Raw genomic sequence first — 15,830 nt, forward strand, 5'->3', positions numbered from 1 at the left:
TCGGCGCGGAGGCGGGCCGTCAGAGCACCAGCCAGAACCCCGCGAGCAGGAACGGTCCGAACGCGACCCGTCCGCGGACGCGCAGCACGAGCACCCACAGCCCCGCCACCGCGAAGCCGACAGCGGGCGCGGCGACGACCTGCTCGGGTCCGAGAGCCGCGAGCGGCGGTGAGAGGGCCGCCTGGAGCTTCACGTCGCCGAGGCCCAGCCCGCCCGCCGCATGCAGCACGCCCAGGCACAGCACCGTCGCGAGGACGGCGAGAAGCGTCCCCGCCGTGGGCGCGAGGACGGCTCCGACCACCAGCAGCGGGAGCGTGACCGCGTTCGGGAGCCGGTGCCCGCGCACGTCCGCCAGCACCAACGGCACGCTCGCGAGCGCCACCGGGACGAGGCCGGGCGCCCGACCCAGGTGCGGGGCCCCGATCAGGAGGAGCACCAGGGCGCCGAGGAGCAGGGCGGCCCGGTCGAGTAGAGATCCGCGGAGCATCCGCCGAGACTAGGGGGCACCGCCCTCGGGGCGTCGGAGTTCTCCACAGGGCGGCCCGCAGGTGTGCTCGGGCGGCGGCGGGTCCCTCCCCGGCCTCAGTCGCGCGGAGGCAGCGGTCCCAGCAGGAGCGACGCCCAGGCGCCGTGAGCCGACGCGTCGTCGGAGGGGTGGAACTGCCCGGCGAGCACGTCTCGGTAGAGGCGACCGAGCTCCGACCGGCGCTGGTACGCCGCGCCGCCCGCGATCCGGACGGCGCTCTCGACCACGCGGAGCGCTCCTTCCGTGGTGCGGATCTTCACCCCGACCAGCGAGGGGAACCAGCGCGCGCCGCGGTCGACGAGCGCGTCCACGTCGGCCGCCGCCGAGCGCAGGGGCGCCTCGAGCCCGTCGAGCAGCATCCCGGTCTCAGCCACCCGGTGCCGCACCTCGGGGTCCTCCGCCAGTGGCCGCCCTCCCGCCCGGAGGGAGGCCCGTCGGCGGACGGAGGCGACGGCGAGCTCGAGCGCGCGCTGCGCGACACCGAGGTAGACCGAGGAGATCAGCAGCTCGAAGGCCGCGAAGACGGCGAAGACGAAGGGGTCGGCGGTCGGTCCGACGGGCAGCGAGCGGATCATCCGCTCGGCCGGGACGACGACGCCGTCGAGCACCGTCGTGCGGCTCTGGGTCGCCCGCATGCCGAGCGTGTCCCAGTCGTCGCGGACCTCGAGCCCGGCGACCGGCGAGTCCGGGCGCTCACGGTGCACGAAGCCGTGCACGAGCCGCGGCTCCGACCCGCTGTCGTCGCGGCCGAACACGCCGAGCCGCGTCCAAGCGGGCGCGAGGGAGGTGAAGACCTTCGTGCCGGTGAAGCGGTAGCCGCCGTCCCCGAGCGGCTCCGCCCGCGTCAGCGAGTCCGAGAGCACCAGGTCGTTGCCCGCCTCGCTGTTGCCGAAGGCGAAGACGTGACCCGCCGCGGCGTCGACGAGGACCGAGCGGAGGGAGTCGTCGCCCCGCTCGAGCAGGAGTCGCGCGATCCCGGTCCAGACCAGGTGCATGTTGACGGCGAGCGCGGTCGCGGGCGCGGCGGTCGCGAGGCGCGTCTGCTCGGCGGCCGCCTGCTCCAGGCCGAGGCCGGCACCGCCGAGCTCCTCGGGGACGAGCAGCGCCAGGTACCCGATCGAGCGCAGCTCCTCCAGGTCGTCCGCGCAGAACGCGTTGCGCTCGTCGTAGTCGGCCGCGCGGGTGCGGAAGCGCTCGAGGAGCGCATCGTCGAGGATGCTCACCCGTCCACGCTACGCCCCGGTGCCCTGCAGGGACGCGCCCGGCCAGGGGATCCTCGGATCCCACGGGCCGGACGCACGGCGAGCCCGTCAGGCGAGCTCGTTCGACTCCAGCATCTCGGTGACCAGAGCGGCGATCGCCGAGCGCTCGGAGCGGGTCAGCGTGACGTGCGCGAACAGCGGGTGGCCTTTCAGCGTCTCGATCACGGAGGCGACCCCGTCGTGCCGGCCGACCCGGAGGTTGTCGCGCTGCGCCACGTCGTGGGTCAGCACCACCCGGGAGTTCTGCCCGACCCGCGAGAGCACCGTGAGCAGGACGTTCCGCTCCAGCGACTGCGCCTCGTCGACGATCACGAACGCGTCGTGCAGCGAGCGCCCGCGGATGTGCGTGAGCGGCAGCACCTCGAGCATCCCGCGCTCGATCACCTCGTCGAGCACGTTCTGCGACACCAGCGCCCCGAGCGTGTCGAAGACCGCCTGCGCCCAGGGGTTCATCTTCTCGGCCGCGTCGCCGGGCAGGAAGCCGAGGTCCTGGCCGCCCACCGCGTAGAGCGGCCGGAAGACCATGATCTTCTTGTGCTGGCGCTTCTCCAGCACCGCCTCCAGGCCCGCGCAGAGCGCCAGCGCCGACTTGCCGGTGCCGGCCCTGCCGCCGAGCGAGACGATGCCGACCTCCGGGTCGAGCAGCAGGTCGATCGCGAGCCGCTGCTCCGCCGACCGCCCGTGCAGGCCGAACACGTCCTTGTCGCCGCGGACCAGCGTGATCTGCCGCTTGCCGGTGACCCTCGCGAGAGCGGAGCCGCGGTCGGAGTGGACGACGAGTCCGGTGTTGACCGGGATGTCGGCCACGACGTCCGTGAAGAGCCGCTCGCGGTCGTAGAGCTCGCTCATCGCGTCGCCGCCGAGCGTCACGTCGTCCATGCCGGTCCAACCGGACTCGGGGGCCTGCTCGGCCAGGTACTCCTCCGCGGCGAGGCCGATGGAGGCGGCCTTCACGCGCATCGGCATGTCCTTGGACACGACGGTCACCGCGGCGCCCTCGCTCTGCAGGTTGAGCGCGACGGCGAGGATCCTCGCGTCGTTGTCGCCCATCTGGAGCCCGCTCGGCAGCACCGACATGTTCGAGTGGTTGAGCTCGACGCGGAGCGTGCCGCCCCGGCCGACGGCGATGGGGAAGTCGAGGCGCTCGTGCTGCACGCGCAGCTCGTCGAGGCGGCGCAGGGCCTGCCGGGCGAAGTAGCCGATCTCGGGATCGTTGCGCTTCCCCTCGAGCTCGCTGATGACGACGATCGGCAGCACGACGGCGTGCTCCGCGAACCGGAACATCGAGGACGGATCCGACAGCAGTACCGAGGTGTCCAGGACGTAGGTGCGGAGGAGCTGATCGGCCGGATCCGAGGAGCCGTGCTGGACACGGCGGTGGACGCCGCCCTGCGTCCCGGTCTGCGGATCCATGCCCTGGGGAACTGTCACGACGACTCTCCACACTCCGGGGGCCGGAGCCCCCGGCTCATGTCCTCGAGCCGGCCTCATCGGTGCGTGTCGTGCACCGCGCAGTGTCCCTTCGGCGTCTGCGCGATGTCGAGCCGTACTTCTGTGGCCGTCTCGACCAGGCGCTGTACCTGATGACTCGAACCTAACCCGGCGAATGACATCCGTGTGCTTCTCACCGCTACGAATGTGTAACCAGTGTGTGAACGCGCGGAATCCGGCCTAGTAGTCGATGCTCGTGGCCGACGAGATCAGGGCGGCGCGGAGCAGCGCGAGGGTCGCGTCGGTGGTGCCGGCGTGCGCGCTGAAGCGGACGGTGCTCGGACGCAGGCGCGCGGTGACGCCGTGCGCGGCGAGGGAGGCTGCCAGCGGGGCCAGCTCCTCCGGCTCCGGCTCGACGACCACGATGCCGGCGCGCTCGTGCTCGCCGCGGGAACCCACGACCGCCAGTCCGAACTCGTCCGCGAGGTCGACGATCGCGCTGACCCGCTCCGCCACGAGCGCGGCGATCGTCGACTGCCCGACCGCGGCGACCTCCTCCAGCGCCGACGCGAGCCGGGCCTGGGCGATCGGGTCCGGGTTGCTGATGCTGAAGGCGCGGGCGTCGCCGCGCGGCGGAGCCACCTCGTCCCACGGCTCCGCCTGCTCCGATCCCGTCCAGCCCGAGAGCACCGGGGTCAGCCGCGACAGCGCCCGCTCGCTGAGCGCGAGGAAGCCCGTCCCCCAGCCGGCGCGGAGCCACTTCTGGCCGCCGGTGACGACCACGTCCGCCAGCTCGTAGGGCGCGTCGACGACGCCGAAGCCCTGGATCGCGTCGAGGACGAGCATCCGGTCGCCGATCACGTCGCGGATCGCCGCGACGTCCGCGAGGTAGCCGGTGCGGGAGTCGACCAGGCTCACCGCGACGGTCGTCACGTCGTCCGTGAGCTGCTCGCGGACCGCCTCCGGCGTCACCCGTCCCTGCTCGGTCCGCAGCCAGCGGGGCTCCACCGAGCCGAGAGCCTGCGCCGAGCGCACCGCCGCGAACGGCAGGCTCGGGAACTCCGCGGCCGACAGCAGCACCGCGCCCGAGGCGCCGAACAGCGCGTGCAGGAGGCCGGTCGAGGTGTTGGGCTGGAAGACGACGCGGTCGCTGGGGACGCGCACGAGCGCCGCCGCCGCCTCCCGGACGCGCTCGTCCTGCCGGAACAGCTCGTCGAGGGTGCCGCTGCGCGCGCGCACCAGCAGCTCGACGGCCGCCTCCTGCTCGGCGGCGACGGTCGCCGAGAGCGGGCCCACCCGGCCGAAGTCGAGGTACCCGGTCTCCTCGCCGAAGCCGGCGAGGTAGTCCTCGGTCGTGGTGGAGGTGGCCTCGTTCGAGCTCATGCCGGCCCTTCCGGTCGGTGGTGCGGCAGGAGCCGCGAGGTCAGCTGCCGAAGCGGCGGTGCCGTCCGGCGTAGTCGCGGAGCGCGCGGAGGAAGTCGACCTCGCGGATGTCGGGGCCGAGCGCCTCCATGAAGTAGAACTCGCTGTGCGCGCTCTGCCAGAGCATGAAGTCGGAGAGGCGCTGCTCCCCCGAGGTGCGGATGACCAGATCGGGGTCGGGCTGCCCGCTGGTGTACAGGTGCTCGCCGATGAGCTCCGGGGTCAGCAGGCCCGCGACGTCCTCGATGGAGGAGCCGCGCTTGCCGTGCTCCTCCAGGATGCTCCGCACGGCCTGGGCGATCTCGTGCCGCCCGCCGTAGCCGACCGCGAGGTTGACGTGCAGGCCCGTGTGGGAGGCGGTGCGCGCCTCCGCCGTGTCGAGCGCGGCCACGAGCGAGGGCGGGAGGCCCTCGTCGGAGCCGACGTGCTGCACGCGCCAGTCGGGCTGCTGGGAGACCTCCTCGGCGAGGTCGGCGATGATCGCGATCAGCTCGGTCAGCTCGCTGCTGTCGCGGCCGACGAGGTTGTCCTGCGAGAGCAGGTAGAGGGTGACGTGGCGCACACCGAGCTCGTCGCACCACTGCAGGAACTCGTGCACCTTGGCGGCTCCGGCCCGGTGGCCGTGCGCGGCGGTCTCGAGGGCCCGCTGCCGCGCCCAGCGCCGGTTGCCGTCGATGATCATCGCGACGTGGTTCGGCAAGGAGTCGGGGGGAAGGCTCGAGCGGAGGCGCTTCTTGTAGACGCCGTAGAGGAGGTCCCTTCCCACAGGCAGTCTCGGCTTCGGCACAGTGACACGGTAGTCGACCCGGGGCGCTCCTCGAAGCCCGGCGGCGCTCGGCGTCGGCCCGGGACGGCGTCGTAGTCTGTCCGGCATGAGCCAGCGGCCGACGCCTCCCCCGTCCGATCCCCGCGCCCGCACCGACCGCGGCGGAGACGCCGTCGGAGCGGACCGCCCGGACCTGCCCGCCCTCCCCCTCGTCGAGGACGCGATCGAGCACGACTCCTCGGCGGAGGTCCGGCCGACCTGGCGCGGCTGGATCCACGCCGGCCTCTTCCCGCTCGCGATCGTCGCCGGAGTGGTGCTGATCGTGGTCGCGGAGGGGACCGCGGCGAAGTGGGCGGCCGCGGTGTTCGCGACCACGTCGCTCCTGCTCTTCGGCAACTCCGCTCTGTACCACCGCTTCGACTGGAAGCCGCGGACGAAGATGATCCTCAAGCGGATCGACCACGCCAACATCTTCCTGCTGATCGCCGGCACCTACACGCCGCTGGCCGTGCTCGCCCTGCCGCCCGCGCAGGGCACGCTCCTGCTGGTCCTGGTCTGGGCGGGGGCGCTGCTCGGGATCGGCTTCCGCGTCTTCTGGATCGGCGCGCCGCGCTGGCTCTACGTGCCGCTCTACCTGCTGCTGGGCTGGGCGGCCGTGATGTACCTCGGTCCGCTCTTCGAGGCCAGCGCGACGATGATGGTGCTCGTCCTCGTCGGCGGGCTCTGCTACTCCGCGGGCGCCGTCATCTACGGGATCAAGAAGCCCAACCCGGTCCCGGGCGTCTTCGGCTTCCACGAGATCTTCCACGCGCTCACTGCCGTAGCGTTCCTCTGCCACTGGACGGCGGCGCTGATCGTCTCGCTCCACCCCGCGTACAACGCCTAGCGGGGCCGGGGCCCACCGCTGCGGGCCGGGCTCAGCCCTCGCTGCGCTCCGCCTCCTCGGCGTCGAGCCGCTCCTTCACCTGGGCGGTGTAGGTGGTCCGCCGCACGCGCCGGACCATGTCGAGCGCGAGGAGGACGGCGGCCAGAGCGATCACGAGCATCGTGATGAATCCGAAGAGGCCCGGCGTGACCGTGTCCTCGTTGAACTCGGGGCCGGGGGTCGGCACCGTCGTGGAGGCGAGGACGACGGCGCGCTGGGCGCCCTCGAGCAGCGCGGCGATCACGCGCGCACCTCGTCGGCGACGACGACGCCGGAGCCGTCGGGCTCCGGGGACACCGGGGCGTCCCCCGAGGGCTCGGGGTCGGGAGCGATCGGCGGGACGACCGCGGTCGGGCCCGGGGCGAGCTCGGCCAGGTCGAGACCGGCGAAGAGATCCGTCTCGGGCGTCGGCGCGTCGACCCGGCTCTCGACGAGCTGGAAGTCGTCGGTCGGCCAGGCGGCGTCGATCGCCTCGTGCGGGAGGAAGAAGAAGGTGTTGTCCGGAGCGACCTGGCTGGCGTGGGCCAGCAGGGCCGCATCGCGCCGATCGTGGAAGCCGGAGATCACGACCCGCGTGGTCGCGAGATACGGGGTGTCCTCGTTCCAGCGCTTCATCTCCTCGAAGACCGACAGGCGCGGGTCCTCCGGGTCGATCGAGCGCAGGTGCTCGGCGATCGCCCGCAGCTTCTGGCCGCTGAAGACGCGGTCGTAGTACAGCTTCGAGATCGACCACGGAGCGCCCGTGCCCCGGTACTCCTCGGCGAGGCCCGCCGCGCGGTACGCCTCGACGGCGACCTGGTGGGCGCGGATGTGGTCGGGGTGCGGGTAGCCGCCGTTCTCGTCGTAGCTGATGATCACGTGCGGCCGGAACCGGCGGACCAGGCGCACGAGCGGAGCGGCGGCCGTGGCGAGCGGCAGACCCGCGAACGACGCGGCGTCGACCTTCCCGTCCTCGGGCATGCCGGAGTCGACGAAGCCGAGCCAGGCGTGCTCGACGCCGAGCGCCTCGCGAGCGGCCGCCATCTCGTACCGGCGGAGGCCGCCGATGTCGCGCTCGGCGTGCGCGCGGGCCTCGAGGCCCTCGTTCAGCACGGAGCCGGCCTCGCCTCCGGTGCAGGAGACCACCATGACCTCGGCGCCCCGCGAGGCGTAGGCGGCCAGCGTCGCCGCGCCCTTGCTCGACTCGTCGTCAGGATGGGCGTGCACGGCGAGGAGGCGCGGAGTGTCCCGCACCTCCGAATCGACGGAGACCTCGACGGCCTGGGACACGATCGCTCGATTCCTCGGGGTTTAATGGGATCGGCGCTCCCGTCCGCGAAGGACGCGCGCCACCCCTTCAGAGTAGACGCATCACCCAGGGAGTTCCGTGGCCGCCCGCACGTCCGAGAGCGTCGAGGGAGCCGCCGCGCCCGCGCTCGATCCGGACGCCGTCCGCGCCGCCGGACCCCTCGCCACCCGCTACGGCCGCACGACGCGCACCCGCCGCGGCAACCGCTGGCTCTTCGGCGGCGTCGCGCTCGCCTTCGTCGCCGTCTTCGCCGCCTGGGTCGTCTGGGCCGGACTCGACGGAGCACGCGGAGGAGTGGACGTCCAGGACACCGCGCACCAGGTCGTCGACGACCGCACCGTCACCGTCTCCTTCGACCTCACCGCGCCCGTCGGCCGCGAGGTCGCCTGCGCGGTCCAGGCCCTCAACGAGCAGTCCGCCGTGGTCGGCTGGCTGGTCGTGGAGTACCCCGCCACGACGGAGCGCTTCCGCTCCTACACGGAGACCGTCCGCACCACCGAGCTCGCGAACACAGGTTTGATCTCCTCCTGCTGGCTCCCGTAGGCTTGCCCGAAGCCCTGACGGACTCGTCGGGGCCTCGCCATTCCCACCGCCGCCTGACGCCGGCCGTCCCCACCGCCGGACGCGGACACCTCCGCACGGTGCTGCCGGGCGCCGCGAGCGCGGCCCGCAGAGCAGGAGCCCACCATGGCCGACCAGTCACAGGTGACCTGGATGACCCAGGAGTCGTACGACCGCCTCGAGGCGGAGCTCACCGAGCTGTCCACCAACGGACGCGAGGAGATCGCCAAGCGCATCGAGGTCGCCCGCGAGGAGGGCGACCTGAAGGAGAACGGCGGCTACCACGCCGCGAAGGACGAGCAGGGCAAGATCGAGGCCCGCATCCGCCAGCTGACCTCCCTCCTCCGCGAAGCCGAGATCGGCACGCCCCCCGAGAGCCACGGAGTCGTCGAGGCCGGCACCATCATCACCGCCGAGATCGCCGGCGACGAGTCCCGCTTCCTCCTCGGCAACCGCGAGATGGCGGGCGAGAGCGACCTCGACGTCTACAGCCCCCAGAGCCCCCTCGGATCGGCGATCATGGGCCTGAACGTCGGCGACACCGCCCGCTTCACGGCCCCCAACGGGCGGGAGATCGAGGTCCGCGTCGCCAACGTCGAGACCTGGTCCGGCCACTGATCGCACGTCGCGGCGCTCTCCGCGGCGTTGTCGTCGGGCGCGATACCGCCGGTATCGCTTCCTCCTCCGCCTTGCGGAGAACGCCGCGACGCACGATCAGCCCTCTCTGAACGGGAGCGGGGCGCCGACTTCGCGGCGACGACGTCGGGCGCGATACCGCCGGTATCGCTTCCTCCTCCGCCTTGCGGAGAACGCCGCGACGCACGATCAGCCCTCTCCAGACGGGGGGGGGCGCCGGCTTCGCGGCGACGACGTCGGGCGCGATACCGCCGGTATCGCTTCCTCCTCCGCCTTGCGGAGAACGCCGTGACGCACGATCAGCCCTCTCCAGACGGGGGGGGCGCCGGCTTCGCGGCGACGACGTCGGGCGCGATACCGCCGGTATCGCTTCCTCCTCCGCCTTGCGGAGAGCGCCGTGACGCACGATCAGCCCTCTCCGAACGGGAGCGCCGCGCAGGCTTCGCGGCGACGGCGAGGGCGCGAGATCGCCGGTACCGGCTTTGTCCTCCGCTTTGCGGAGAACATTGCGGCGCCCTCGAGCGGTCAGTTGCGGGAGATGCGGGGGGCGTAGCCGGCGTCGGTGAGGACCTGGATGACGCGGTCGGCGTGCTCGGGGCCGCGGGTCTCGACGCTGATCTCGATCTCGACCTCGCTGATCTGCAGGCCCCGGCCGTGCCGGGTGTGCAGCACCTCGACCACGTTCGCGTTCGCCTCCGAGATGAGCTCCGCGATGCGCGACAGCTGCCCCGGACGATCCGGCAGACCGATGCTCATCTTGAGGTAGCGCTCCGACGCGGCCAGGCCCCGGCTGATCACCCGCTCCATCATCAGCGGATCGATGTTGCCGCCCGACAGGATGACCGCGGTCGCTCCGGCGTCGCGGATCTTCCCCGTCAGGATCGCCGCGATGCCCACCGCGCCCGCGGGCTCCACCACGAGCTTCGCCCGCTCCAGCAGCACCAGCAGAGCCCGGGCGATGTCGTCGTCCTCGACGGTGACGACCTCGTCCACCATCTCGCGGACGATCGCGAAGTTCAGCTGCCCCGGCTTCGCCACGGCGATGCCGTCGGCGATCGTCGGAGAGATCGTGATCGCGGTCGGCTCACCGCTCGCGAGCGAGAGCGGGTACGGCGCCGCGTTGGCCGCCTGCACGCCGATGACGCGGAGCGTGCGCCCCTCCTCGGCCGCCTTCTGCTTGGCCGCCGAGGCGACCCCGGCGATGAGGCCGCCGCCGCCGATGGGCACCACGATGGTCTCGACAGCGGGGGCCTGCTCGAGGATCTCGAGGCCGACCGTGCCCTGGCCGGTGATCACGTCGGGGTGGTCGTAGGGAGGAACGAAGACCGCGCCCGTGCGCTCGGCGAACTCCGCCGCCGCCGCGAGCGCCTCGTTGAAGATGTGGCCGCTCAGCACCACGTCCGCGCCGTAGTCGCGGGTGGCTGCGAGCTTGGGCAGCGCGACGCCGATCGGCATGAAGATCGTGGCCTTGATCCCCAGCTCCCGCGCCGCGTAGGCGACGCCCTGCGCGTGGTTGCCGGCCGAGGCCGCCACGACTCCGCGGGCCCGCTCCTCCGGGGTGAGCCGCGACATCCGAAACACCGCTCCGCGGATCTTGTAGGAGCCGGTGCGCTGGAGGTTCTCGCACTTGAGGAACACGGGCGAGCCGAGGACCTGCGCGAGGAAGGTGCTCGTCTCCATGGGGGTGGCGGCGATGACGGGGGCGAGGACGGCGCGGGCCGCCTCGAACTCGTGGAGGGCGGGTCCGACGACGCGGCTAGTCTGCATGCTCTGCGGCAACTCTCTCGGGGGTTCGGGTCGGCGAGCGCCAGGCTCCGCTCGCGACGTACTTGACCATGACGTTGAGTGTGGCCACGACGGGCACCGCGAAGAAGGCGCCGGCGATGCCGCCGATGATCGAGCCTCCGGCCACAGCGAGCACGACGGCCAACGGGTGGACCTTGACCGCCGACCCCATGATCAGCGGCTGGAGGATGTGGCCCTCGAGCTGCTGCACCGCGAGGACGACGATCAGCAGGAAGAGCGCGATCAGCGGTCCGTTGTAGACCAGCGCGATGAAGACGGCCAGCGCCCCCGTCACCACGGCGCCGATGACCGGCACGAAGGAGCCGAGGAAGACGAGCACGCCGATCGGGATGGCCAGCGGGACGCCGAGGAGGAAGGAGCCGAGGCCGATGCCGACCGCGTCGACGAAGGCGACCAGGATCTGCACCTTCACGAAGTTGGTCAGCGTCACCCACCCTGCGCGACCGGCGCCGTCGACGGCTCCGCGGGCGCGGCGCGGGAAGAGGCGGACGACCCAGCTCCAGATGTTCGGCCCGTCGATCAGGATGAACAGCGTCGAGAAGAGGGTGAGCAGCACGCCCGTCAGCAGGTGGCCGACGGTCGAGCCGACGCTGAGCGCGCCGCTGACCAGCATCCCCGAGTCCTGCTGCAGGGCCGTGAGGGCCTGCTGCGCGTACTGGTTGATGTCGGTCTCGGTGAGGTGGAGCGGCGACTCGAGGAGGAAGGCCTTGAAGTCGTCGTAGGACTGCACCGTCTGCCGGCTGAGGTCGTCGAAGCCGGAGTAGACCTGGGTGACGACGAGGAAGAGGAGCCCGCCGATCACCACGACGATCCCCAGCTCCGCCAGGACGACGGCGGCCCACTTGGGCCAGCGGTGGCGCTGGAGGAAGCTCGAGAACGGCACGAGCAGGGCGGCGATCACGATCGCGAGCAGGAGCGGGATGACGATCAGCCGCAGCTCGATGACGAGCAGCACCAGCACCGCGAGCGCCGCGACCACGACGAGGACGCGCCAGGCCCAGGCGCCGGCGATGCGCATCCCGTCGCTCACGAAGGCCGAATCGGCGACGGGAGCGGGCCGGGAGGGGGCGGCCGGGGCGACGGGCGCGGCGGGCTGGACGGCGCGCGGGCCGGAGTTGCGGCGGGACCTGCCGAGTCTCATCTGCCCAGACTAGGCCCCGGCGCATACCCCGCGCGGTATCCCCGGGGAGTGCTCATGCGGCGTCGCCGACCGCCGCCTGCTCCGGTGCCGGACCGACCGCGACCGGGCGCCGCGCGGGCAGCACGCCGACCCGCTCCCCCGGCTCGAGGCGGTGCCCCGACGCGTGCTGGACGGTGACCTCCTCGCCCGTCGATAGCCGGACGGTCGAGCGCCGCACCGGCCCCAGGAAGCTCGAGGCGAGGACGACTCCGGGCAGGGAGTCGGGAGCGCCGTCGGCCACGACGGCGAGGTCCTCGGGGCGGAGGAACACCGACACGGGTCCGTCGGCCGCCGCCGCGTCGACGAGCGGCAGGCGCACACCGAGCGCGAGGACCGATCCCGACGAGACCGTCCCCGCGACCACCGTCGAGAGGCCGACGAAGCGGGCCGTGAAGGCGGTCGCCGGGCGCGCGTAGAGGTCCTCCGGTGCACCCAGCTGCTCGATCCGCCCGGCGTTCATCACCGCGACGCGGTCGGCGACGGCGAGCGCCTCCTCCTGATCGTGCGTGACGAAGAACGTGGTGATGCCGATCTCGGACTGCAGGCGCTTGATCTCGTCGCGCAGCTGGACGCGGACCTTCGCGTCCAGTGCCGACAGAGGCTCGTCCAGCAGCAGCACCCGCGGCCGCGTGACGAGGGCGCGCGCGAGCGCCACCCGCTGCTGCTGGCCGCCGGAGAGCTCGTGCGCGTAGCGGTCGCCGAGGGCGCCGAGGCCCGCGACCTCCAGCGCCTCCCCCGCGGCCGCCCGGCGCTCGCGCGCCCCGACTCCCCGGGTGCGCAGCCCGAACTCGACGTTCTCGCGCGCCCGCAGGTGCGGGAAGAGCGAGTACGACTGGAAGACCATGCCCATGTCGCGCTTCGCGACGGGGACGTGGGCGACGTCCTCCTCGTCGACGAGGATCCGCCCCGCGTCGATCCGCTCGAGACCGCTGAGGGCGCGCAGGGCTGTGGTCTTGCCGCAGCCGGAGGGGCCGAGCAGCGCGATGAACTCACCCGGGGTTACGTCGAACGAGACGCCGTCGAGCGCTCGCGCGGAGCCGTAGTGCCGCTCCACGTCGACGAAGAGCACGCGGGCGCCGGGGAGGGTGGGAGCGTTCACGAGGAGCCTTTCGAGGAGCGCGCCCGGCCCGTCGGCAGGCCGATCCGCGCGAGGCGGCCGATCCCGATCAGGAGGGCGAAGGCGAAGAGGAGGGAGAGCAGCGAGAAGATCACGGCGACGTAGGCGTCGGACTTCGACACCTGCACCAGGCCGGTCTGGAGGGTGGTGCGGCTGAGGAGCGAGGCGAGCGTGTACTCGCCGAGAACGACTGCGACGGTGATCAGCGCGGCCGCGACCAGGCCCCGGCGCAGGTTCGGCAGGAGGACCCTCCCGAGCACCGCGAGCGGGCCCGCGCCGAGCGAGCGGGCCGTCTCCGAGAGCGTCACGGCGTCGAGACCGGCGAGGTCCGCCGCCACGGCGCGGTAGGAGTAGGGCAGGACCAGCACCCCGTAGGCGAGAGCGAGCGTCCACGGCGCGGAGCCGGCGAGCTCGGTGACCACGGAGTAGACCGGCGCGAGGCCGACGACGAGGACGATGGCGGGCACGGTCAGCGGGAGCAGGCAGACCAGCTCCAGAGCCCGGCGCAGGCGTGGGAGCCGGATCTCGACGAGCAGCATCGTCGGCACCAGCAGGACCAGGACGATGAGGGCGGTGACGACGGCGAGGACCAGCGAGTTGCCGATCCCCTGGAACAGCGAGCGGTAGGCGCGCTCGTTCTCCGGGTCGAGGATCGCCGTCCAGTGCGAGAGGTCGTGGCCGCCGGCGCCGCGGAGCGTGAACTCCGCCATCGCGACGATCGGGACGGCGAACACCAGCCCGGTGATCACGAGCACCGCCCCGGACAGGAGCCGCGCGGGCCTCATCGCTGCCACCGCCGGGCCCGGCGCTGCAGCAGCGCGTACCCGGACATCAGGACCACCATCATCGCGAGCATCCCGAGCGCGAGGGCGCCCGCGAGGTTCTCGCGGCCCAGCACCGTCTCGCTGACCAGCGCGGCGCGGATCTGAAGCGGGACGATCTGCGCGCCCTGGCTGATCAGCGCCGCCGCGGTGGCGAAGGAGGAGAACGCGTTCGCGAACAGCAGCAGCACGCAGCCGAGGAACGACGGCGCCAGCACCGGGAGGGCCACGTGCAGCCAGTAGCCGAGCCGGCCCCCGCCGAGCACCGCGTTCGCCTCGGCCCACTCCGGGCGCAGACCCTCTAGCGCGGGCAGGAACGTGAGCACCATCAGGGGCACCTGGAAGTAGAGGTAGGGCAGGACGAGCCCGGGAAGCTGGTAGAGCCACACGCCGTCGGCGTAGAGGTCGACGCCCGCTCCCGCGAGGAGGGTGGTCACCAGCCCCTGCACGCCGATCGTCGCGATGAAGGCGAACGCGAGCATCACACCGCCGAACTGCGCAAGGACGCTCGCCGCCGCATCGACGACGGTCCGGAGCGCCCCGCGCGGATCGGAGCCGAGCAGGGCCAGGCACACGACCGCGCCCAGCACCGCGCCGACGACGGCGGTCACGGCCGAGAGCCCGAGCGACGCGCCGAAGGCGGACAGCACGACGGGATCCCCGAGCGCGAGCACGTTCGCCGTGGTGAAGCGGCCGTCTCCGTCCGTGAATCCGGTCGCCACGGCGAGGACCGTGGGGACGGCAAGGAACAGCAGGACGTAGAGCGCGAAGGGGGCGACGCCCAGCACGGCCGGGGTGCCGCGCCGTCCCCGGGGCGCGGACGCCCCGGAGACGGCCTCGGCGGGAGCGGTGGTCACTGGATCGCCGCGGCCCACTTCTCGGCGAGGAGCGACGAGGCCGCCTCGGTCTGCTCCTCCGTGAACTGGACGAGGTCGGAGGGAGCGGCGCCGACGGCGTCGAGCGCGTCCTGGTCGACCGTGCCGGCCTCGGTCATCGCGGCCAGGCGCACCGGGTAGGCGCCGGCGGCGAGGTAGAGGTTCTGCGCGGCGTCGGAGTAGAGGTACTCCTGCCAGAGCCGCGCGGCCGCGGGGTGCGGAGCGTCGGCGTTGACCGCCTGGTTGTAGTAGCTGCCGACGGCGGAGCCCGGGAGGACGGTCGTCGTCCACTCGCGGGTGCCCTCGTTCGCCTTCCCGGCGGCGAGGTTGTTGTAGCTCCAGTCGAAGACGACCGGGGTCTCGCCCGAGGCGATGGTGGCGTCGGTCGGGTCCAGCGGCAGGAAGTTGCCGGCGTCGTTCAGCTTCTCGAAGAAGTCGATCCCCGCCTGGACGTCGTCGGCGGAGCCGCCGGACTGGAGAGCCGCGAGCTGCACTGCGGCCGCGGCGGCTCCCGCCTGGGTCGGGTCGCCGTTGATCGCGACCGAGCCGCGGTAGTCGGCGCCGAGGAGGTCCTCGAGCGACGTGGGCGCAGGCACCGCGGCCGCGTCGAACCCGATCGACATCAGGCCGGTGTAGTCGTTCACCCAGAGGCCCGACTCCTCTTTGTTCCCCTCGGGGATGTCGTCCCAGGACTCGACCTTGTACGGCGCGAACACGTCCGTGTTCGCCAGAGCGACGGCCGGCCCGAGGTCGAACACGTCGGGAGCGGTGTCCTGCCCGGCGAGGTTCTCCGCCGTGCTGATCTCCTCCGCGGAGGAGACGTCGGGGTCGGCGGAGTTCACGGTGATGCCGTACTCGTCCTCGAAGCCGCTGATCAGCTCGCCGTAGTTCGCCCAGGTGTCGGGCAGGGCGATGACGTTGAGCTCGCCCTCGGCCTTCGCCGCCTCGACCAGGGCGTCCAGCCCGCCGAGGTCCGCGGCGGACGTGGCGGACGCCGCGTCCGCGCCGCCGCCGTAGGACGAGGCGGTGGCGCCGCCGGAGCAGGCCGAGAGCGTGAAGACGAGGGCGGTGCCGGCGGCGGCGACCGCGGCGGTGCGCGACAGGCGCTGAATGGTCAGGGGTCCTCCAGGAGTCGGGTGGGCCGCCCCGGTGGGACGGCCTCGGGCACGGTAGGAGCGCCGCGAGACGGCGAGGGAGCGCGGCGGTGAATGCCG

General features: G+C 72.7%; 16 protein-coding genes. 3 read left to right on the forward strand and 13 right to left on the reverse strand.

Going from position 1 to position 15,830, the window contains the following annotated elements; all coding sequences use genetic code 11:
- Window positions 1–19 precede the first annotated feature (19 nt).
- The 5 genes from C5C69_RS00360 to C5C69_RS00380 all read right to left on the reverse strand — a co-directional run bounded on the left by C5C69_RS00360 (window position 20) and on the right by C5C69_RS00380 (window position 5,407).
- Entirely contained in the window at window positions 20–487 is a 468-nt protein-coding gene (locus tag C5C69_RS00360; RefSeq protein WP_104232763.1) for a prepilin peptidase, read from the reverse strand.
- A 95-nt stretch (window positions 488–582) separates the two neighbouring features.
- Window positions 583–1,749: an acyl-CoA dehydrogenase family protein gene (locus C5C69_RS00365; RefSeq protein WP_104232764.1), complete on the reverse strand. Its 1,167-nt coding sequence runs from the start codon at window positions 1,747–1,749 to the stop codon at window positions 583–585.
- Between the two features lie 87 nt (window positions 1,750–1,836).
- Entirely contained in the window at window positions 1,837–3,201 is a 1,365-nt protein-coding gene (locus tag C5C69_RS00370; RefSeq protein ID WP_104224423.1) for a PhoH family protein, read from the reverse strand.
- 258 nt (window positions 3,202–3,459) lie between these two features.
- Entirely contained in the window at window positions 3,460–4,602 is a 1,143-nt protein-coding gene (locus tag C5C69_RS00375) for an aminotransferase class V-fold PLP-dependent enzyme (RefSeq protein ID WP_104232765.1), read from the reverse strand.
- A gap of 40 nt (window positions 4,603–4,642) precedes the next feature.
- Window positions 4,643–5,407 carry an isoprenyl transferase gene (locus tag C5C69_RS00380; RefSeq protein ID WP_279630826.1) on the reverse strand — a complete coding sequence of 255 codons (765 nt, stop codon included), beginning with the start codon at window positions 5,405–5,407 and terminating at the stop codon, window positions 4,643–4,645.
- 106 nt (window positions 5,408–5,513) lie between these two features.
- Between C5C69_RS00380 and C5C69_RS00385 the strand changes: the two genes are divergently transcribed.
- Window positions 5,514–6,293 (forward strand): hemolysin III family protein, encoded by a 780-nt coding sequence (locus C5C69_RS00385; RefSeq protein ID WP_104232766.1) that lies wholly within the window; start codon window positions 5,514–5,516, stop codon window positions 6,291–6,293.
- A gap of 31 nt (window positions 6,294–6,324) precedes the next feature.
- Here C5C69_RS00385 and C5C69_RS00390 read toward each other — a convergent pair whose 3' ends face one another.
- Complete coding sequence (locus tag C5C69_RS00390) at window positions 6,325–6,576, reverse strand: hypothetical protein (RefSeq protein WP_104224426.1); 252 nt, start codon at window positions 6,574–6,576, stop codon at window positions 6,325–6,327.
- Window positions 6,573–7,601, reverse strand: a complete 1,029-nt coding sequence (gene mca, locus C5C69_RS00395) for a mycothiol conjugate amidase Mca (protein WP_258065155.1) — start codon at window positions 7,599–7,601, stop codon at window positions 6,573–6,575. Before mca ends, C5C69_RS00390 begins: the two co-directional genes overlap by 4 nt.
- 97 nt (window positions 7,602–7,698) lie before the next feature.
- Between mca and C5C69_RS00400 the strand changes: the two genes are divergently transcribed.
- Together C5C69_RS00400 and greA are read left to right on the forward strand one after the other, a co-directional pair.
- On the forward strand, window positions 7,699–8,163 hold the full coding sequence (locus tag C5C69_RS00400; RefSeq protein ID WP_104232767.1) for a DUF4307 domain-containing protein: 465 nt from the start codon (window positions 7,699–7,701) through the stop codon (window positions 8,161–8,163).
- A gap of 144 nt (window positions 8,164–8,307) precedes the next feature.
- Window positions 8,308–8,799: a transcription elongation factor GreA gene (gene greA, locus C5C69_RS00405; RefSeq protein ID WP_104225519.1), complete on the forward strand. Its 492-nt coding sequence runs from the start codon at window positions 8,308–8,310 to the stop codon at window positions 8,797–8,799.
- A gap of 543 nt (window positions 8,800–9,342) precedes the next feature.
- Here greA and ilvA read toward each other — a convergent pair.
- The 6 genes from ilvA to C5C69_RS00435 are packed head-to-tail and all read right to left on the reverse strand — an operon-like array spanning window position 9,343 to window position 15,734.
- The gene (gene ilvA, locus C5C69_RS00410; protein ID WP_104224429.1) at window positions 9,343–10,584 is read right to left on the reverse strand and encodes a threonine ammonia-lyase; all 1,242 of its coding nucleotides are present in this window, start codon (window positions 10,582–10,584) and stop codon (window positions 9,343–9,345) included.
- Window positions 10,574–11,764 (reverse strand): AI-2E family transporter, encoded by a 1,191-nt coding sequence (locus C5C69_RS00415; RefSeq protein WP_104257080.1) that lies wholly within the window; start codon window positions 11,762–11,764, stop codon window positions 10,574–10,576. Before C5C69_RS00415 ends, ilvA begins: the two co-directional genes overlap by 11 nt.
- Before the next feature lie 52 nt (window positions 11,765–11,816).
- Window positions 11,817–12,902, reverse strand: a complete 1,086-nt coding sequence (locus C5C69_RS00420; protein ID WP_104232768.1) for an ABC transporter ATP-binding protein — start codon at window positions 12,900–12,902, stop codon at window positions 11,817–11,819.
- Window positions 12,899–13,705 carry an ABC transporter permease gene (locus tag C5C69_RS00425; protein ID WP_104232769.1) on the reverse strand — a complete coding sequence of 269 codons (807 nt, stop codon included), beginning with the start codon at window positions 13,703–13,705 and terminating at the stop codon, window positions 12,899–12,901. Before C5C69_RS00425 ends, C5C69_RS00420 begins: the two co-directional genes overlap by 4 nt.
- Complete coding sequence (locus C5C69_RS00430) at window positions 13,702–14,598, reverse strand: ABC transporter permease subunit (RefSeq protein ID WP_104232882.1); 897 nt, start codon at window positions 14,596–14,598, stop codon at window positions 13,702–13,704. Before C5C69_RS00430 ends, C5C69_RS00425 begins: the two co-directional genes overlap by 4 nt.
- Window positions 14,595–15,734 carry an ABC transporter substrate-binding protein gene (locus C5C69_RS00435; RefSeq protein ID WP_104232770.1) on the reverse strand — a complete coding sequence of 380 codons (1,140 nt, stop codon included), beginning with the start codon at window positions 15,732–15,734 and terminating at the stop codon, window positions 14,595–14,597. The genes C5C69_RS00430 and C5C69_RS00435 overlap by 4 nt, the downstream gene beginning before the upstream one ends.
- Window positions 15,735–15,830 lie beyond the last annotated feature (96 nt).

It is taken from the genome of Rathayibacter sp. AY1C7, from assembly GCF_002931865.1.
GTDB lineage: Bacteria > Actinomycetota > Actinomycetes > Actinomycetales > Microbacteriaceae > Rathayibacter.